Annotated in this window: 17 protein-coding genes and 1 tRNA gene; 10 read left to right on the top strand and 8 right to left on the bottom strand. The window is 56.5% G+C overall.

From position 1 onward, the window contains the following. Positions 1-12 precede the first annotated feature (12 nt). Positions 13-89: transfer RNA gene (locus LOY55_RS23185), tRNA-Arg, on the top strand. Positions 90-136: 47 nt separating this feature from the next. Here the strand turns inward: LOY55_RS23185 and LOY55_RS23180 are convergent. After that, complete coding sequence (locus LOY55_RS23180; protein WP_258668366.1) at positions 137-682, bottom strand: autotransporter outer membrane beta-barrel domain-containing protein; 546 nt, start codon at positions 680-682, stop codon at positions 137-139. Between the two features lie 310 nt (positions 683-992). Between LOY55_RS23180 and LOY55_RS23175 the strand changes: the two genes are divergently transcribed. The 4 genes from LOY55_RS23175 to LOY55_RS23160 all read left to right on the top strand — a co-directional run bounded on the left by LOY55_RS23175 (position 993) and on the right by LOY55_RS23160 (position 6,170). Further along, positions 993-2,597, top strand: coding sequence for a tetratricopeptide repeat-containing response regulator (locus LOY55_RS23175; RefSeq protein WP_109785161.1), 1,605 nt, complete (start codon positions 993-995; stop codon positions 2,595-2,597). Continuing rightward, complete coding sequence (locus tag LOY55_RS23170; RefSeq protein ID WP_046031546.1) at positions 2,594-3,286, top strand: sensor histidine kinase KdpD; 693 nt, start codon at positions 2,594-2,596, stop codon at positions 3,284-3,286. The genes LOY55_RS23175 and LOY55_RS23170 overlap by 4 nt, the downstream gene beginning before the upstream one ends. A 199-nt stretch (positions 3,287-3,485) precedes the next feature. Further along, on the top strand, positions 3,486-4,727 hold the full coding sequence (locus LOY55_RS23165; RefSeq protein WP_258668365.1) for a glutamine synthetase family protein: 1,242 nt from the start codon (positions 3,486-3,488) through the stop codon (positions 4,725-4,727). Between the two features lie 69 nt (positions 4,728-4,796). After that, positions 4,797-6,170 (top strand): MFS transporter, encoded by a 1,374-nt coding sequence (locus tag LOY55_RS23160; protein ID WP_258666896.1) that lies wholly within the window; start codon positions 4,797-4,799, stop codon positions 6,168-6,170. A gap of 65 nt (positions 6,171-6,235) precedes the next feature. Here the strand turns inward: LOY55_RS23160 and LOY55_RS23155 are convergent, their stop codons facing one another. The 4 genes from LOY55_RS23155 to flgA all read right to left on the bottom strand — a co-directional run bounded on the left by LOY55_RS23155 (position 6,236) and on the right by flgA (position 8,846). Then, positions 6,236-6,982, bottom strand: a complete 747-nt coding sequence (locus LOY55_RS23155; RefSeq protein ID WP_046031549.1) for a flagellar brake protein — start codon at positions 6,980-6,982, stop codon at positions 6,236-6,238. Between the two features lie 92 nt (positions 6,983-7,074). Beyond that, entirely contained in the window at positions 7,075-7,542 is a 468-nt protein-coding gene (locus LOY55_RS23150; protein WP_077431456.1) for a flagella synthesis protein FlgN, read from the bottom strand. Between the two features lie 48 nt (positions 7,543-7,590). Further along, positions 7,591-7,917 carry a flagellar biosynthesis anti-sigma factor FlgM gene (gene flgM / locus LOY55_RS23145; protein WP_046031551.1) on the bottom strand — a complete coding sequence of 109 codons (327 nt, stop codon included), beginning with the start codon at positions 7,915-7,917 and terminating at the stop codon, positions 7,591-7,593. 167 nt (positions 7,918-8,084) lie between these two features. Further along, a complete protein-coding gene (flgA, locus tag LOY55_RS23140) occupies positions 8,085-8,846 on the bottom strand; it encodes a flagellar basal body P-ring formation chaperone FlgA (protein WP_109785163.1) in 762 nt (253 codons plus the stop codon). Between the two features lie 82 nt (positions 8,847-8,928). Between flgA and LOY55_RS23135 the strand changes: the two genes are divergently transcribed. Together LOY55_RS23135 and cheR are read left to right on the top strand one after the other, a co-directional pair. Next, positions 8,929-9,861, top strand: a complete 933-nt coding sequence (locus tag LOY55_RS23135; RefSeq protein ID WP_258666893.1) for a chemotaxis protein CheV — start codon at positions 8,929-8,931, stop codon at positions 9,859-9,861. Positions 9,862-9,907: 46 nt separating this feature from the next. After that, positions 9,908-10,735: a protein-glutamate O-methyltransferase CheR gene (gene cheR / locus LOY55_RS23130; RefSeq protein WP_010457158.1), complete on the top strand. Its 828-nt coding sequence runs from the start codon at positions 9,908-9,910 to the stop codon at positions 10,733-10,735. Between the two features lie 196 nt (positions 10,736-10,931). Here cheR and LOY55_RS23125 read toward each other — a convergent pair whose 3' ends face one another. From LOY55_RS23125 to LOY55_RS23115, 3 genes are read right to left on the bottom strand one after another with little or no spacing between them, the layout of a single operon-like run. Then, positions 10,932-11,204 (bottom strand): hypothetical protein, encoded by a 273-nt coding sequence (locus LOY55_RS23125; protein WP_258666890.1) that lies wholly within the window; start codon positions 11,202-11,204, stop codon positions 10,932-10,934. After that, entirely contained in the window at positions 11,201-12,724 is a 1,524-nt protein-coding gene (locus LOY55_RS23120; protein ID WP_258666888.1) for an S-type pyocin domain-containing protein, read from the bottom strand. Before LOY55_RS23120 ends, LOY55_RS23125 begins: the two co-directional genes overlap by 4 nt. Then, on the bottom strand, positions 12,709-12,912 hold the full coding sequence (locus LOY55_RS23115; RefSeq protein WP_258666886.1) for a hypothetical protein: 204 nt from the start codon (positions 12,910-12,912) through the stop codon (positions 12,709-12,711). Before LOY55_RS23115 ends, LOY55_RS23120 begins: the two co-directional genes overlap by 16 nt. Positions 12,913-13,441: 529 nt before the next feature. On the opposite strand from LOY55_RS23115, the gene flgB reads away from it, so the two are divergent. Genes flgB through flgD form a run of 3 tightly spaced genes read left to right on the top strand, consistent with a single transcriptional unit; the run spans position 13,442 to position 15,037 of the window. Next, complete coding sequence (gene flgB / locus LOY55_RS23110) at positions 13,442-13,849, top strand: flagellar basal body rod protein FlgB (RefSeq protein WP_046031554.1); 408 nt, start codon at positions 13,442-13,444, stop codon at positions 13,847-13,849. A gap of 3 nt (positions 13,850-13,852) precedes the next feature. After that, on the top strand, positions 13,853-14,296 hold the full coding sequence (flgC, locus tag LOY55_RS23105; protein WP_046031555.1) for a flagellar basal body rod protein FlgC: 444 nt from the start codon (positions 13,853-13,855) through the stop codon (positions 14,294-14,296). Between the two features lie 15 nt (positions 14,297-14,311). Next, entirely contained in the window at positions 14,312-15,037 is a 726-nt protein-coding gene (gene flgD / locus LOY55_RS23100; RefSeq protein WP_258666882.1) for a flagellar hook assembly protein FlgD, read from the top strand. Positions 15,038-15,050: the final 13 nt, after the last annotated feature.

Genomic DNA, 15,050 nt, shown 5'->3' with positions numbered 1-15,050 from the left:
CGTGCGACTTGTGTCCCAGTAGCTCAATTGGATAGAGCATCCCCCTCCTAAGGGGAAGGCTGGCAGTTCGAACCTGCCCTGGGACACCACCTTCCTTTCCACACCGATGACGTTCCTTTTGCCGCTCCGGCCAAGGTCAGAAATCGTATTTCACCCCCGGCATGCCCTCATAGCTATGGCTGTCGCCATCAAAGGCCTTCTGATAGCCGGCTGAAATATAGAACGTGACTTTCTTGTCGGCCTGATAATCGACACCCAGGTTGGCCTCCCACCAACTCCCGCCAATATCCGCCTCGAAGGGTACGAAGCCGTCGGCCGAGGAGAATTCGGTTTTGGGTTGCCCCTTGAACTCATGCCAGACACTGGGACGCAGCCAGCCATTGGTGCGCAATGTTTCTCCTTTGTCATTTTCGCGGAACCAGTCTTTGGCAAGGCGCACGCCCAGGCGGCCAATCAGCGAGTCGACATCCCTGAAACGTACATCGGCAGCAATGTCATTGCTGTCATCGAGGTCGATGTGCGAATAGATCAATTGAGCCTGCGGTTCGAGGTAGAGGTTTTCGTATTTGTCCTCACCTTCGCCCTTATCGATCAAGAACGGGTAGCCGCCTTCCAGTGAGGCTGTATAACCCCGGGATTGACGGCGTTGACTGTCACGGTTGTACCGACCGGTACTGTGCAGTTCGTGTTACTGGCCACCGCCGGTGACGGACAATCAACCGGCCATGCCGGCGCAACCAGGCCACCCAACAGCGTCACGACGGTCGCGAACTGCCCTGGCAGGCGTATCTCTGGAGTAATGCTCGAGTCGGCGGACTTCGCCGGGAGGAGGTCTTCGTTTATACGCGTCGGGCCGGGGGCGGTGGGGTTCTGACCACTTGCGCAAACATTTAGCCGACACTTGAGGCCTACTAATTCTCAAGGTAACGCCAGTGCTGGCCGATAACCCGAACGGTCACGCTCTTCTTCTTAAAATTGCCTGGAAATCTTCGATGCTGTCGTATCACCAAAAGAGTTTTCTGATCGTCGATGATTTCTCGGATTTCCGCAGTTCCGTCAGGTCCATGCTGCGTGAGCTGGGCGTCAAGGACGTGGATACCGCAGATTCTGGCGAGCAGGCGCTGCGCATGTGTTCGCAGAAGTCCTACGATTTCATCCTGCAGGATTTCCACCTCGGCGACGGCAAGAAGAACGGTCAGCAAGTGCTTGAAGACTTGATGATCGAGAAGCTGATCAGCCATGAAAGTGTGTTTGTCATGGTCACTGCTGAAACCAGCCAGGCCATGGTCCTCAGTGCGCTGGAGCACGAACCGGATGCCTACCTGACCAAGCCGTTCAACCGCTCGGGCCTGGCTCAGCGCCTGGAGCGCCTGGAGCAACGCAAGAACCTGCTCAAGCCGATCCTGCAAGCACTCGACCGTGGCAAGCCACTTGAAGTGCTCAACGCCTGCATCGAGCTGTGCAAGAAAGACATCCGTTATTCGCCACTGTGCTTGCGCTACCGTGCGGATGCGTTGCGCGACTTGAATCAGAACGAAGCGCTGGAGCGCCTCTACGACAGCATCATTGCTGATCGACCGTTGCCGTGGGCGTTTGCCGGGTTGGGCCAGTTGCTGTTCAAGCGCGGCCAGGTCAGCCAGGCCAAGGGCATCTACGAAAAAGCGCTGAAAGTGTTTCCGTTGATGCCTGCGTTGTATGACGGCATGGCCGACGTGCTGGTGGTCGAAGGCGACAACAAGGGCGCCCAAAAAGTACTGGAAGAAGCCATTCGTCTGTCGCCGCTGGCGGTTCGCCGACAAGCGCTGCTGGGCAAACTGGCGATGGCCAACGAAGATTTCGACACCGCCTCCCGAGCTTATCGCCAGGCGGTGAACCAAGGGGCCCAGTCGCGTTTCAAGGATGCGGAAAGCAACCTGGGCCTGGCTCATGCCTTGATCAGCAAAGGCAGCGAGAAAGGCCTGGATACTCGCACCCGCCTGGAAATCAACACGACCCTGAGCCTGGTGGCCAAGGAAAATCCGAGCGACCCTGGCCTGCAGATTCGTGCGCGCCTGATGAAAGCCACCAGTCTGTTGCTCAACGATGCCGAAACTGCCGAGAAGCTCACCGAGCAAGCGATGATGCGCCTTGATGGCATGGAGCAGTTCATGAGCGCCGAAGCCGCGCTGCTGGTGGCCAAACAATTGCAAATGCTCGGTCAGGCGAGTGCTGGCGCATCGATGTTGAAAAACTGCGCGGAAATCTACGGTGACGATCCGGTCGTGATGAAGGGCATCGCCAAACTGACTGACGACCCGACGATCCTCAGTTCCAGCAACGCCGCCGCCGAACTGAACCGCCAAGGCGTGCGGGTGTACAAGACTGGCAACCTGGTGGAAGCCCGCGCGGTGTTCCGCAAAGCGCTGGCAATGCAGCCGAAAAACATCAGTATCGCCCTGAACATGGCGCAGTCGCTGTTGCACGGCACTGACACCAGTGTGCCGTCGGCGGAAATAGAAGAATGTCGGGTTTGCCTGAAAATGGTCGGCTTGATGCCCGATACCGACGCGCGTTATCCGCGCTATCAGAAACTCAAAATCAAGGCGTTCAACGGATGAGCCAAGACAGCCCGGCATTGGATTTCTCGACGGTGATTGCCTCCACCGTGCATGACATGAAGAACTCGCTGGCCATGGTGATGCAGGCACACAGCCATTGGCTGGCGCGCTTGCCTGATCCGCAGCAGCACTGCCCGGAGCAGGGCGTCATCGAGTATGAGTTCGCGCACCTCAACGGCATGTTGGTGCAGTTGTTGGGCCTGTACAAACTGGGCGTCAATCAGCTACCGCTGCAGCCGGCCTACCACGATCTGGATGATTTCCTTGAGGCGCAACTGGCCAGTCATCAAGAAGTGTTTGCCAGTCGCGGCATCATCGCGACCTACGAAGTCGACCCGTTGAGCCCGCTGGGTTTCTTCGATCGGGAACTGGTCGCCTCGGTGCTGGGCAACATCATCAACAACGCCATTCGTTACGCGCGCGAGTCGCTGCTGATCAGCGTCAGTGACGAGGGCGGTCAACTGGTGCTGAGCATCAACGACGATGGCAACGGCTATCCGGCCGAGATGATCGAGTGTCAGGCGGATTATGTGCAGGGCATCAACTACAGCAGCAGTAGCACCGGGCTGGGCCTGTATTTTGCCGGGCGGATCGCCGCGCTGCACCAGCGCAATGGCGTCGGCGGACGCACTCTGCTCAGCAATGGCGGCCCATTGGGCGGCGGTATGTTCACCCTTTATCTGCCCTGACCGTTCTTTATTGTGTGGCACTGCTTGAAATTCTGAACAGGCGGAGCCTATTTTGTACGGGTCGCCGTTCGCGGCTCGCACAACAAAGGATTGCGTCATGACAACCGATGGCCATCGTTCACTCGCACAGCGATTGGCGGGCATTGATGAGATTGAATGTGTCACCCCGGACTTGAATGGCGTACCCCGGGGCAAAGTCATGACGGCCGAGGGTTTTCTCGAAGGACGACGCTTGCAGTTGGCGCGAGGTGTGCTGCTGCAATGCATCATGGGCGGCTATCCGCCGGCACGTTTTTACGGCAGCGATGATGGCGACCTGGCCTTGGTGCCGGACGTTGCGCACATCTATCGGTTGCCCTGGAGCCAGCAGCCTCGGGCGCTGGCCATTTGCGATGCGGACGAATTGAGCGGCGAGGGTTCGCGACTGTCGACCCGTGGTCAGCTCAAGGCTGTGATCGCGCGCTATGCGGCTCGTGGCCTGGCGCCGGTGGTAGCGACCGAGCTGGAATTCTTCGTGTTCGCGCCCAACCCCGATCCGACACAACCGTTCCAGCCTCCCGTGGGCCTGGACGGTCGTCGCGAGGACGGTCAGTCGGCGTTCAGTGTCAGTTCCAATAGCGGCTTGCGGCCGTTCTTCAGTGAAGTCTACGAATGCATGGCGGCGCTGGGTTTGCCGCGCGATACCTTCATGCATGAAATGGGTGTCAGTCAGTTCGAGATCAACCTGCTGCATGGTGATGCGCTGCTGCTGGCCGACCAGACATTGCTGTTCAAGCACCTGCTCAAGGAAGTCGCGCTAAAGCATGGCCTGACCGTGGTCTGCATGGCCAAGCCGCTGGCGCACACGCCGGGCAGTTCGATGCATATTCACCAAAGCATCGTCGACATTGCCACCGGAAAGAATGTGTTCAGTGACGAAGCCGGTCAGCCGACCGCCGCTTTCCGTCACTTCATCGGCGGTCAACAGGCCGGCATGGCTGATTTCACGGCACTGTTCGCACCCAACGTGAACTCTTATCAGCGCTTGTGCCATCCGTATGCGTCACCAAATAATGCCTGCTGGTCCCACGACAATCGGGCTGCCGGGTTGCGCATTCCGGCCAGTGCGCCGGTTGCTCGTCGGGTCGAGAACCGTTTGCCGGGGGCTGACGCCAATCCGTACCTGGCCATCGCCGCCAGCTTGGCCGCGGGCTTGTATGGCATTGAAAAAAAACTGGAGCCGAGTGAGGCGATCCAGGGTGAATTCGAAGTGCCGGATAATCTTTCGCTGCCGTGTACCTTGCATGCGTCTCTTGAGCGTCTGAAACGTAGTCAATTGGCGAAGGAACTGTTTGGCGCCGAGTTCATCGAAGGCTACGTCGCTTCGAAGTCCATGGAGCTGACCAGCTTCTTTGATGAAATTACCCCTTGGGAACGGCGTGTTTTAGCCGCCCAGGCCTGACGCTTCGTCGTCTTCGGGCTATCGTTTGGTTAGCCTGATCTTCACTGCAAGGAGCCGCTCGGAACGCCGATGCGCCAAATCTGGAAATCCTTTCGAGCGCTGTATTTCGCCTCGCTGATGATGTTGATCGGCTCGGGCCTGTTAAGCACTTACCTGGCCTTGCGCCTGGCCGCCGACCATGTCGACAGCCTGTGGGTGGGTGCGTTGATGGCGGCCAACTATTTCGGCCTGGTGCTGGGTGGCAAGATCGGTCACCGACTGATTGCCCGGGTCGGGCACATTCGTGCGTATGCCGCGTGTGCCGGGATCGTCGGGGCGGCGGTGCTCGGCCACGGCTTGATCGACTGGCTGCCGGCCTGGCTGTTTCTGCGAGTAATCGTCGGCCTGGGCATGATGTGCCAGTACATGGTCATCGAGAGCTGGCTCAACGAACAGGCCGACGCGAAGCAGCGCGGCATGGTGTTTAGCGGATATATGATCGCCTCGTACCTGGGCTTGGTGCTGGGTCAACTGATACTGGTCATGCACCCCGGCCTGGGCCTGGAACTGCTGATGCTGGTCGCCTTGTGTTTCGCCTTGTGCCTGGTGCCGGTGGCCCTCACTCGAAGGATTCACCCGGCGCCGTTGCACCCGGCCCCGATGGAGCCGCGTTTCTTCATCAAACGCGTGCCGCAGTCGCTGAGCACGGTATTGGGCGCGGGGTTGATCGTCGGCTCGTTCTACGGTCTGGCGCCGCTGTATGCGTCCCAGCAGGGACTGTCCACCGAGCAGGTCGGTCTGTTCATGGGTAGCTGCATTTTTGCCGGCCTACTGGTGCAGTGGCCGCTGGGTTGGCTGTCTGACCGTTATGACCGGGCGCTGTTGATCCGTTGTTTTGCCTTCAGCCTGGCACTGGCCGCGCTACCGCTGGCGATCCTGCAGAAAGTGCCGTTGGAGGTGTTGTTCATCTCCGGCTTCCTTTGCTCGCTGGTGCAGTTCTGCCTGTATCCGTTGGCGGTGGCGTTCTCCAATGACCACGTCGAAGGTGATCGTCGGGTTTCGCTGACGGCGATGTTGCTGGTGACCTACGGTGTCGGCGCCAGTATCGGGCCGTTGGTCGCCGGGGTGCTGATGAAGCTGTTCGGCAGCCAGAGTCTTTATGCGTTTTTCAGTTTCTTCGCGTTGGTGCTGGTGTGGCGGATCCGCCCGAAAGCGGTCACCAACCTGCATCAGGTCGACGATGCGCCGCTGCATCACGTGGCGATGCCGGACAGCATGTCGAGCTCGCCGCTGGTGGCGTGCCTTGACCCGCGTGTCGATGAGCAGGTGGTGCAGGAGCAGATGCACAGCCCGGTTCATCCTGAAGCGGAGCCGGATCCGGATCCGACTCCTGAGCCCGAATCGACGCCACCGGAAGACCCGGACTCAGGTCGCGAGCCAAGTTTTACTGAGGCCAGGCCCTAACCTTGATGCATAAAAAAAACGGGCAGTTCCGCAAGGGACTGCCCGTTTTTTGTTGAAGCGCTGGATCAGATATCGTCTTTGTCGAAGCGTCGGGCTTCACGCTGAAGCTGGTACACGAAGCGCTCGACCTGGCGCTGCTCCAGCCCGCTCATATTGTGAAAGCGGAGACCGGCGAAGGTGGTGGAGATCTTTTCTTCGAAGTGCAGGTAACGCAATTCCACCGGTGTGGTCATGCTGCCGAAGGGCAGGGCGGCAACGAAGCGCTCGTAGACCTGGCCCAGTTGCAGGCGGCTGGTGATGTCGCCCTCAAAACGCAATTTGCAACCGGTGGCGGAAATATCCAGCAACTTGCCACTGACCGGCGATTTGAGCTTTTCACCGCTCAGTTCGACATTGACCAGTTGCGCCAGCTTCAACGCAGCCCGGAAGGCATTGCGGCGCTGGTGGTAGACCACTTGGTCGGGGAGTTTGCCGCGATAGCAGCGTGTGTTGCCGGATTCGTCGATGTTCAGCAGACCGTTGCTTTCCCAGGCGATGCGCACGCCCTCATGGAAGCCTTCGATCCGAAACGACTCGCCCGCCAGCAGATAGCGTTCGCCATCGCGAGGCACCATCTCGTCCAGGGCAATCATGTTGTTGTCACGGTCAACGTCCACCAGATAGCTCTGGAAGCGCTGGTTACGCTCGTGGAACGTGATGATCAGCGGATCATGGCTTTCTTGCAGTTGCCGCAGGTTACCCGCGATCTCCATGGGTGTGGAGAGTACCTTCGGTGGCTGCGGAGCATCTTCCGCGGTTAAGGCATTGGACACGGTTCATCATTCTCCGGACAAAATATGACTGCGCATAGCCAGCATATTGCCAGCATGTGACGCGTCTTGATAGAGCGAGCTATTCAACAGAATCAAGCCTGACTGAGCGGGCGCGGCTTCGCTAATTTGGAGGTTGATCCGCGGGCATCGTAAAGCGCAGGTGGTTCGCCGCCGGTGAGGATCTTCAGCTGATTGGCCGTGGCGGCCTGTTGTATCAGGATCGACTGACCATTATTGACATTGATCGCCTGGCACTGAGCCAAAAGGTCTGTCAGGGCATCGCTCTGCGCCAGCAATTGCTCACCCACGCTCGACTGGCTGGCGAGTTGCTCCAGGCCTTGGCGATTGGTGGGCAGGTTGAGGCTGGCGAGGATTTCGCTGCGCTTGCGGCCATGCTGTTCGAGCAGAATGATCATTGCCTGTTTGCGCGCCAGAATGTCTTCGAGCAGCGGCATGTCGCGACCATGCAAGGCGAGGGACTCGGTTTGCAATAACTCCAGCAAGTGTTGCGCTGGAGCAAAGTCGTCGATGATCAGTTGCAGTAAATTAGTATCGTGCATGACTGGCCTTGGGGTTTAAGCGTCCAAAAGCCTGGCGCAGGCCGTGGCCTAGCGCTGGGCTTCGAAGTTGAGCAGTTTGCTGGCTACACGGTTGCTGTCGACTTTATAGCTGCCATCGGCAATCGCTGCTTTCAACTCGGCCACGCGGGCGTTGTCGACGGCAGGTTGATCGCGCAGCTTGTCAGTGACCTTCTGCAACTGTTGAGCCTCATCGCTGAGGTGTACCGATTCCCCGATATTGGCGGTACTGGCCTGTTGAGCCGCCGTATTCAGCGGCGCGGATTTGCCGGCTTCGGCAGCTTCCTTGTTGGCGCTGGTACGCGTACTGCCGGGCAGTGGCGAGGAACTGTTCAAACGGCTGAAATCGATGACCATGATAAAAAACCTCTGGGTATTTGGACGCTTGCCATGTTTTCGGCTCTCCCTGCAAAAACTTTAGACCCATTTATCAATGAGCTTGCATGCGCCAGCGCATTTCCTGCGTGCGGCACAGTTTAGGGAACAGCCAGGCAGCGCGCCATAGCTTTACCAAGCAGAGCGCCTTACATGGAGACCTCCACCTGGCCCGGCGCGATCACCTGCGCCTTGATAACCCGTTGGGAGTTAAGGTTTTTCACCCGGATCTGTTCACGCAAGCCGCCGTTCGACAGCGCTTCGCCCGGCATGCGCACACTGAGCGTACCGCTGCGAGCGGTAATCACCACCTGGTCGCCCTTGGTGATGACTTCGGCCTGTTCGAGGTGGACCAGCGTCAGGACCTGACCAGCGACCGTTGGTCGGGTAAGTTTCTGTCCGATCGTTTGATCCGTAGAGGTGAAGTAGCCCTGGCCGATCAGGCTGATGTCTCGTTCGCGCAGCATGACGTCGCCCGGCTCGATAAAGCCGGCTCGCTTGAGTGGCCGAGTGGTGGTGACGACGTCTCGAAACAGGCGGACTTGAGCGGGCACGAAGACCGTCCAGGGGGAAGTGCTGTCACAACGAACCTTGACCGTGACGCGACCAATCGGGATCGCCGGGCTCTCCAGGGTGGCTGTCAATTCCTTGTCGCACATGGGCATGCGCAGGCGTGGATCGAGCTGCTTGACCTCAATCTCATAACGACCTTCGGTTTGACTGGTCGCCAAATAGTCTTCTACGGTGAACTCAAGAAAGCCCTGAGTGACGCCGATAAGCATGTCAGGCAAGGTAACTGCGTCAGCAAGGGCAGGGCTGCCAGCGTTGAACAGGCAGACGGCAGACACCGCGCAAAGCACTTGGCGAGCGTGTGATGTCAGGCGTCGGAAAAATGTCGGTTCTGTGTTCATAAGAGTTAAAAAGCAAGCGCCGTGCCGTTTAGCAATTAACGTGCGTCGCAACACACTTAAGCGTTGGTGTAGGAGTCTGTGCATGGCTGGTGTAATGGATGCGGTAAACCAGCGCACGCAACTGGTAGGGCAGAATCGCCTGGAGCTGTTGTTGTTCCGTCTCGACGGCCAGCAGCTTTACGGGATCAACGTGTTCAAGGTTCGGGAGGTGCTGCAATGCCCCAAACTCACGCTGATGCCAAAATCCAGTCCTGTCGTGTGCGGTGTGGCAAACATCCGGGGGGCGACCATTCCGATTCTTGATCTGGCGATGGCGACCGGTTCCGGCGCGCTGAAAGATCAAAGCAATCCGTTCGTGATCATCACGGAGTACAACACCAAGACCCAGGGTTTCCTGGTGCGCTCGGTGGAACGCATCGTCAACATGAACTGGGAAGAGATTCACCCGCCGCCCAAGGGCACGGGGCGCGATCATTACCTGACGGCTGTGACTCGGGTCGACAATCAGTTAGTCGAAATCATCGACGTCGAGAAAATCCTCGCGGAAGTGGCCCCGACACCGGAAGTGATTTCGGTCGGCGTGGTGGATGTCGAAACCCAGCACAAGGCCTTGTCCTTGAAGGTCCTGACGGTCGATGACTCGTCGGTGGCACGCAAGCAGGTGACCCGTTGCCTGCAAACCGTCGGTGTCGAAGTGGTCGCGTTGAACGACGGCAAGCAAGCGCTGGACTATCTGAAAAAGCTGGTCGACGAAGGGAAAAAGCCGGAGGAAGAGTTCCTGATGATGATTTCCGACATCGAGATGCCGGAAATGGACGGGTACACCCTGACGGCCGAGATCCGCAACGACCCGCGCATGCAAAAGCTTCATATCATCCTGCATACTTCGTTGTCGGGTGTATTCAATCAGGCGATGGTCAAGAAAGTCGGTGCCGATGACTTCCTTGCCAAATTCCGTCCTGATGACCTGGCATCCCGGGTAGTCGACCGGATCAAAGCAGCAGATTTCAGCTAGGGGCCTTCTGCCCCTGGTGGTTAACACGATTTAAGAGGCGGCATCATTGTCTACGGGTAATTTGGATTTCGAACAGTTCCGGGTATTCCTGGAAAAAGCCTGTGGCATTTTGCTCGGTGAAAACAAGCAGTACCTGGTCTCGAGCCGTCTCAACAAACTGATGGAACAGCAAGGCATCAAATCCCTGGGTGAGCTGGTCCAGCGCATCCAGACCCAGCCGCGCAGCGGTTTGCGCGAAATGGTGGTGGATGCCATGACCACCAACGAAACCCTGTGGTTTCGTGACACCTATCCGTTTGAAGTCTTGAAGAACAAGGTATTGCCTGAAGCGATCAAGGCCGCTCCCGGTCAGCGTCTGCGGATCTGGTCGGCGGCGTGCTCGTCGGGTCAGGAACCGTACTCGCTGTCGATGTCCATCGATGAGTTCGAGCGCGTCAACATGGGTCAGTTGAAGATGGGTGCGCAGATTGTAGCCACCGACTTGTCCGGCACCATGCTGACCAACTGCAAGACCGGCGAGTACGACAGCCTGGCCATCGGCCGAGGCCTGTCGCCCGAGCGTCTTCAGCGTTACTTCGACCCAAAAGGGCCGGGACGCTGGGCGATCAAGGCGCCGATCAAGAGCCGGGTGGAGTTTCGCTCGTTCAACCTGCTGGACAGCTACGCGGCCCTTGGCAAATTCGACATCGTGTTCTGCCGCAACGTGCTGATCTACTTCTCCGCAGAGGTGAAGAAAGACATCCTGTTGCGCATTCACAGCACGCTCAAACCGGGCGGCTATTTGTTCCTCGGCGCGTCCGAAGCGCTGAACGGTTTGCCGGATCATTACCAGATGGTCCAGTGCAGCCCGGGGATCATTTACCAGGCGAAGTGATGCAAAGGCCACCGGCATAAAAACGGAAGCCCTCTGGGGCATGCCGATCAGGTAAGCTCATTCGCTTGACCATTGGCCGCAAGTCAAAATCCGATGCCTGTACTGGCATCGGATTTTTTTATGTGTCTCAATCGGGCCTGGAGTTCACCCATAACTTGCTAATCGTCTCCCTGAAGGTGACAGGCGATTAGCAATATCACTCAAAAGTATATTTCCCCTCTACCATGAATGCCGGCTCCCTCCAGTTGTTGCCCCTGACAATTCCGGTACCGTTAGACTTTACAAGACCCGCGTCACGCATTTTCCAGACGATTTTCATTAGCCCTATATTATCCGCAACATGCGCCCAATTAGCCCAGCTATAGAGACGATCCAGCTGAGGAAAAGAGATGCCTAATTCATTCTTGGTAAGAAATAGGATTACTTCTTCAGGCTTCTCGTTTAATACAATGGTTTTAATGACACTCATCGCTTTGCTCCTCCTAATTGTTTGTACTCTCTTTCAATTTGTTTGCCGTATGCCTCCATGGCTTCAGGTGTGTAGAGTAACTCAGGATCGTCTTTTAGTTTGTAGTCTTCCAGTGTTGCAGCGTGAGTGCTATTCCAAATAGCGCCTTCATCATTTGGATTTATACCGTCTGCCACTCCTAATTTTCTGAAACGTTCAAGCTCTCTGAGTTCATGAGTATAGAAACGTTTGTCGGTAGCCGTGATTACTAATTTACCTTGGAGAATCTTTTTCAGTCGATCAACCATGATGGCATTAGCATCTGAAGGGCTGAAACGTCCAATATGCAATTTCACTCGTTTAATACCCGCTTTCGTCACGGTAGCCTTGGTCCAATCCAGATCCAGGATTGAGCCTCCAGCTTTGGCAGGATTGAAAAATCGACCGCTATAATTTCCTCTCGTAGTAGCCCCTTCATAAGGGCTATTGAAAACAACATAAATCGGCGGCAAGCCGCTGTTGATCGGAAAGCAGTAAATACAATCCCTGAAATCCGGTAACTCGAACGCAGGCAATGGTTCGGGCCGCACGAGTAGTGGCAACAGTTCAACGCCACTGTAATGCGGTACTTCCACTGATCTAGCAGGCGAAGTTGTCGAACTGCTTTCCCAGTGGATAATTGGAAAGCCGAGGGTGATGGGCGGTGTGTCGGCGGAGGTGAAACTGTAGCTGTTAGTCTTCTGGTCAAACTCCAGCGCTCGAACTGGCACCGCTGGTGAAATGCTACCTCCCGCCGGTGTTGCAACGAGGGTGTATTGGCCAAGGTCACCATAAATCCGGTAGGGAAGGTCGATGGTTCCTTCGGTAGCGGCGATTTCATTCAGGTTAGACGGTGCTTCTGGCAAGACTGTACTGCCAGATAGTTTGAGAGCCGTTTGAGGATAACGCTCGCCGTTACCCAGAGCGGGTGAATAGAGCAAAGCCCCGATCCCAATCGCCGTCGCTCGACTGAGAAGTACGTCCCCCAGCCCTGTCAACAACAAAATGCTTTTACGGATGGCTGCCTCGAAGGTCCAACCGTCCGCGTTTTGGAGAGTAGCGGCACCCGCCACAGTGACCACCTGCGCGGATTGACTAAGGGTTAAATTGAAACTGTAGGCAGTTTCACCTCTAGCCAAGGCAGAATGGATCGCAGCATCTATAGCTGGAGAAGCGTCCTCTAAAATGGAAACAGCCTCGACAAGGATTCGTTTGATGTAGGCGGCTGTCAGAGATTTCAGAAAGTTTTCGTAATAGGCTCGGCGCTCCTCCTCGTGTTCTACTGTATCCACATAAGCCGCGAACAACTCGGCACTTTCCATACTGTCCAATGACAATGCATCTATGCCAAAAAAGCTATCTGCTTCATACCAGCTGCTACTCATTCTAATTTGTTGCAGGAGCTCGACAATAATGGCTTTCTTTTTTAAGGCGTCCTCTAGTTTGTTGAATGGATGGGTATCAGTAGACGAGCCTATGCGCCCCTCTATTTCATTTCGCACGCCCGCCGTGCCGTTCGAAAAAAACTTCCTGTCTGATCTTGCACCGAATGTGCTACGGCTACCAACTTTGCATATGCGTCGCGCTCTTGGTCGATAGTTTCAATACTGTGAACCCCAGTAATCGTCGGAATAGCTCCATTCCAATTCAGAGCGCTGTCAAAATTTGATAAATCGATAGATTTTTGCATGCGGCATTCCTTGCCATGATTTGAATTCCAATTAGCAGAAGCGCCTAGTTATGCCGCAACAAGGGCGCCACATCAACAGTAGAATATTTGCTGTTGATGTCGTGATTGAAGATTGGGTAATTACAATGTGAGCGATACCTGTAGTAAAACTTCTTACATTAAATAATCCGATTTCAGGCAGAATTTTTGATGCATTCTGTAGAGAAAATATCGGATTAAAACTTAGCTGATAGGACTATTGCCTATCAGTTAAGCCCCGAAACAACAGGTAGCGGCTGGCGAAGGCTGTATTTGGCTGCGTAGCAGTCATCGCCAGCTCCTACAACGACCGGCGCACGATTCGAGAAATCGAGGCACGATTCGAGAAAGCGGCAGAAAAGCGGCATTCAGCGGAAACCGGTTGCCGCTTTTCTGGCATTGCCGCTTTGCCACCGCCCGCAAAGCCCCGGTTTTCGGGCTTTTTCGAATTGGCACGCCGCTTGCTATATCTCTGGTTACGAAAAATCAGGTCACCCGAAGGTTTCCCGACATGAGCATCAGCTTCGATAAAGCGCTCGGTATCCACGAACAAGCCCTGGGCTTCCGCGCTCAGCGTGCCGAAGTCCTGGCCAACAACATCGCCAACGCCGACACCCCGAACTACAAGGCTCGGGATCTGGAATTCTCCAAAGTGCTCGCTGCACAGAACGAGAAAACCAAGAACGGCACCTTTGCCTTGAACATGACCAACAGCCGTCATATCGAAGCTGAAGGCCTGGGCAATGGCGACGAGTCGCTGATGTATCGCACGCCGATGCAGCCATCGATCGACCAGAACACCGTGGACGCCCAACTGGAACAGTCGAACTACGCGGAAAACGCGGTCGGCTTCCAGGCCAGCTTCACCCTGCTCAACAGCAAATTCAAAGGGCTGGTGTCAGCCCTGCGCGGAGAGTAAGTCATGTCTCTATCCAGTGTTTTCAACATTGCCGGTAGCGGCATGAGTGCTCAAACCACTCGCTTGAACACCGTGGCCTCGAACATCGCCAACGCCGAAACCGTCTCGTCGAGCATCGACCAGACCTATCGCGCCCGTCACCCGGTATTCGCCACCATGTTCCAGGGCGGCCAGAGCGGCGGCAGCAACTCGCTGTTCCAGAGCCAGGACGCTGCGGGTCAAGGCGTGCAAGTGCTGGGCGTGGTCGAAGACCAGAGCAACCTTGAAGCGCGCTACGAGCCGAACCATCCGGCTGCCGATGCCAAGGGCTACGTCTACTACCCGAACGTCAACGTCGTCGAAGAAATGGCCGACATGATTTCCGCGAGTCGTTCGTTCCAGACCAACGCTGAAATGATGAACACCGCCAAAACCATGATGCAGAAGGTCCTGACTCTCGGTCAGTGATAAGGGGCGACTCAGATGAGTGTTATCGATACCACCAGTGGCGTGAGCCTCAAGGATGTCCTGGCCAACTCTTCGGTCAAGGCCAATAAATCCAGCAGCGATGGCCTGGCTGCCGCAACCGGCAGCGCCACGGGCAAGAAAGCGTTGGGCAAAGACGCGTTCCTGCAGTTGCTGGTGACCCAGCTGAAAAACCAGAACCCGTTGGAGCCGCAGGACAACGGCGCGTTCGTCGCGCAGTTGGCGCAGTTCAGCAGCCTGGAAGGCATCACCACGCTGAACGATACCGTCAGCGGCATTGCCGGCAACTACAACTCCTCGCAAGCGTTGCAAGCGTCTTCGCTGGTGGGGCGTTCGGTGGTTGCCCAGACCGATACCGCAGTGGTCGATACCTCCAAGAGTTTCAACGGTACGGCGGTCGTACCGGCCTCGACGAATCCGGTGACGGTCAAGATCACGGATACCGATGGCAAAGTCGTTCGCACCATCGATCTTGGCAGCCAGCAGGCCGGCAACGCCGGTTTCATCTGGGACGGCAAGAACGATGCGGGCGAAGTGGCCAAGGCTGGCACTTACAAGTTTGCAGCTACCGCGACTTACGACAGCAAGGCGACCTCGCTGGTGACTTACCTGCCGGCAACCGTCAACAGCGTGACCATCAGCCAGACCGGCGGTGAGTTGATGCTGAACCTGGCAGGCCTGGGCAGTGTTGCCCTGTCCAAAGTACAGACCATTGGTATATAGAGCCGACTAACAC

It is taken from the genome of Pseudomonas sp. B21-040 (assembly GCF_024748695.1).
In the GTDB taxonomy this organism is placed as follows: Bacteria; Pseudomonadota; Gammaproteobacteria; order Pseudomonadales; family Pseudomonadaceae; genus Aquipseudomonas.
Note: the sequence above shows the minus strand (reverse complement) of the source record. Positions and strands in the feature narration are given on the sequence as shown.

Bases quoted from the DNA above. Each gene is read 5' to 3' on its own strand.
- LOY55_RS23135 (WP_258666893.1), top strand. From the start codon at position 8,929: ATGGCTGGTGTAATGGATGCGGTAAACCAGCGCACGCAACTGGTAGGG.
- flgA (WP_109785163.1), bottom strand. From the start codon at position 8,846: ATGAACACAGAACCGACATTTTTCCGACGCCTGACATCACACGCTCGC.
- LOY55_RS23175 (WP_109785161.1), top strand. From the start codon at position 993: ATGCTGTCGTATCACCAAAAGAGTTTTCTGATCGTCGATGATTTCTCG.
- flgM (WP_046031551.1), bottom strand. From the start codon at position 7,917: ATGGTCATCGATTTCAGCCGTTTGAACAGTTCCTCGCCACTGCCCGGC.
- LOY55_RS23150 (WP_077431456.1), bottom strand. From the start codon at position 7,542: ATGCACGATACTAATTTACTGCAACTGATCATCGACGACTTTGCTCCA.
- flgC (WP_046031555.1), top strand. From the start codon at position 13,853: ATGTCTCTATCCAGTGTTTTCAACATTGCCGGTAGCGGCATGAGTGCT.
- LOY55_RS23165 (WP_258668365.1), top strand. From the start codon at position 3,486: ATGACGGCCGAGGGTTTTCTCGAAGGACGACGCTTGCAGTTGGCGCGA.
- LOY55_RS23125 (WP_258666890.1), bottom strand. From the start codon at position 11,204: ATGAGTGTCATTAAAACCATTGTATTAAACGAGAAGCCTGAAGAAGTA.
- LOY55_RS23115 (WP_258666886.1), bottom strand. From the start codon at position 12,912: ATGCAAAAATCTATCGATTTATCAAATTTTGACAGCGCTCTGAATTGG.
- LOY55_RS23170 (WP_046031546.1), top strand. From the start codon at position 2,594: ATGAGCCAAGACAGCCCGGCATTGGATTTCTCGACGGTGATTGCCTCC.
- LOY55_RS23160 (WP_258666896.1), top strand. From the start codon at position 4,797: ATGCGCCAAATCTGGAAATCCTTTCGAGCGCTGTATTTCGCCTCGCTG.
- flgD (WP_258666882.1), top strand. From the start codon at position 14,312: ATGAGTGTTATCGATACCACCAGTGGCGTGAGCCTCAAGGATGTCCTG.
- flgB (WP_046031554.1), top strand. From the start codon at position 13,442: ATGAGCATCAGCTTCGATAAAGCGCTCGGTATCCACGAACAAGCCCTG.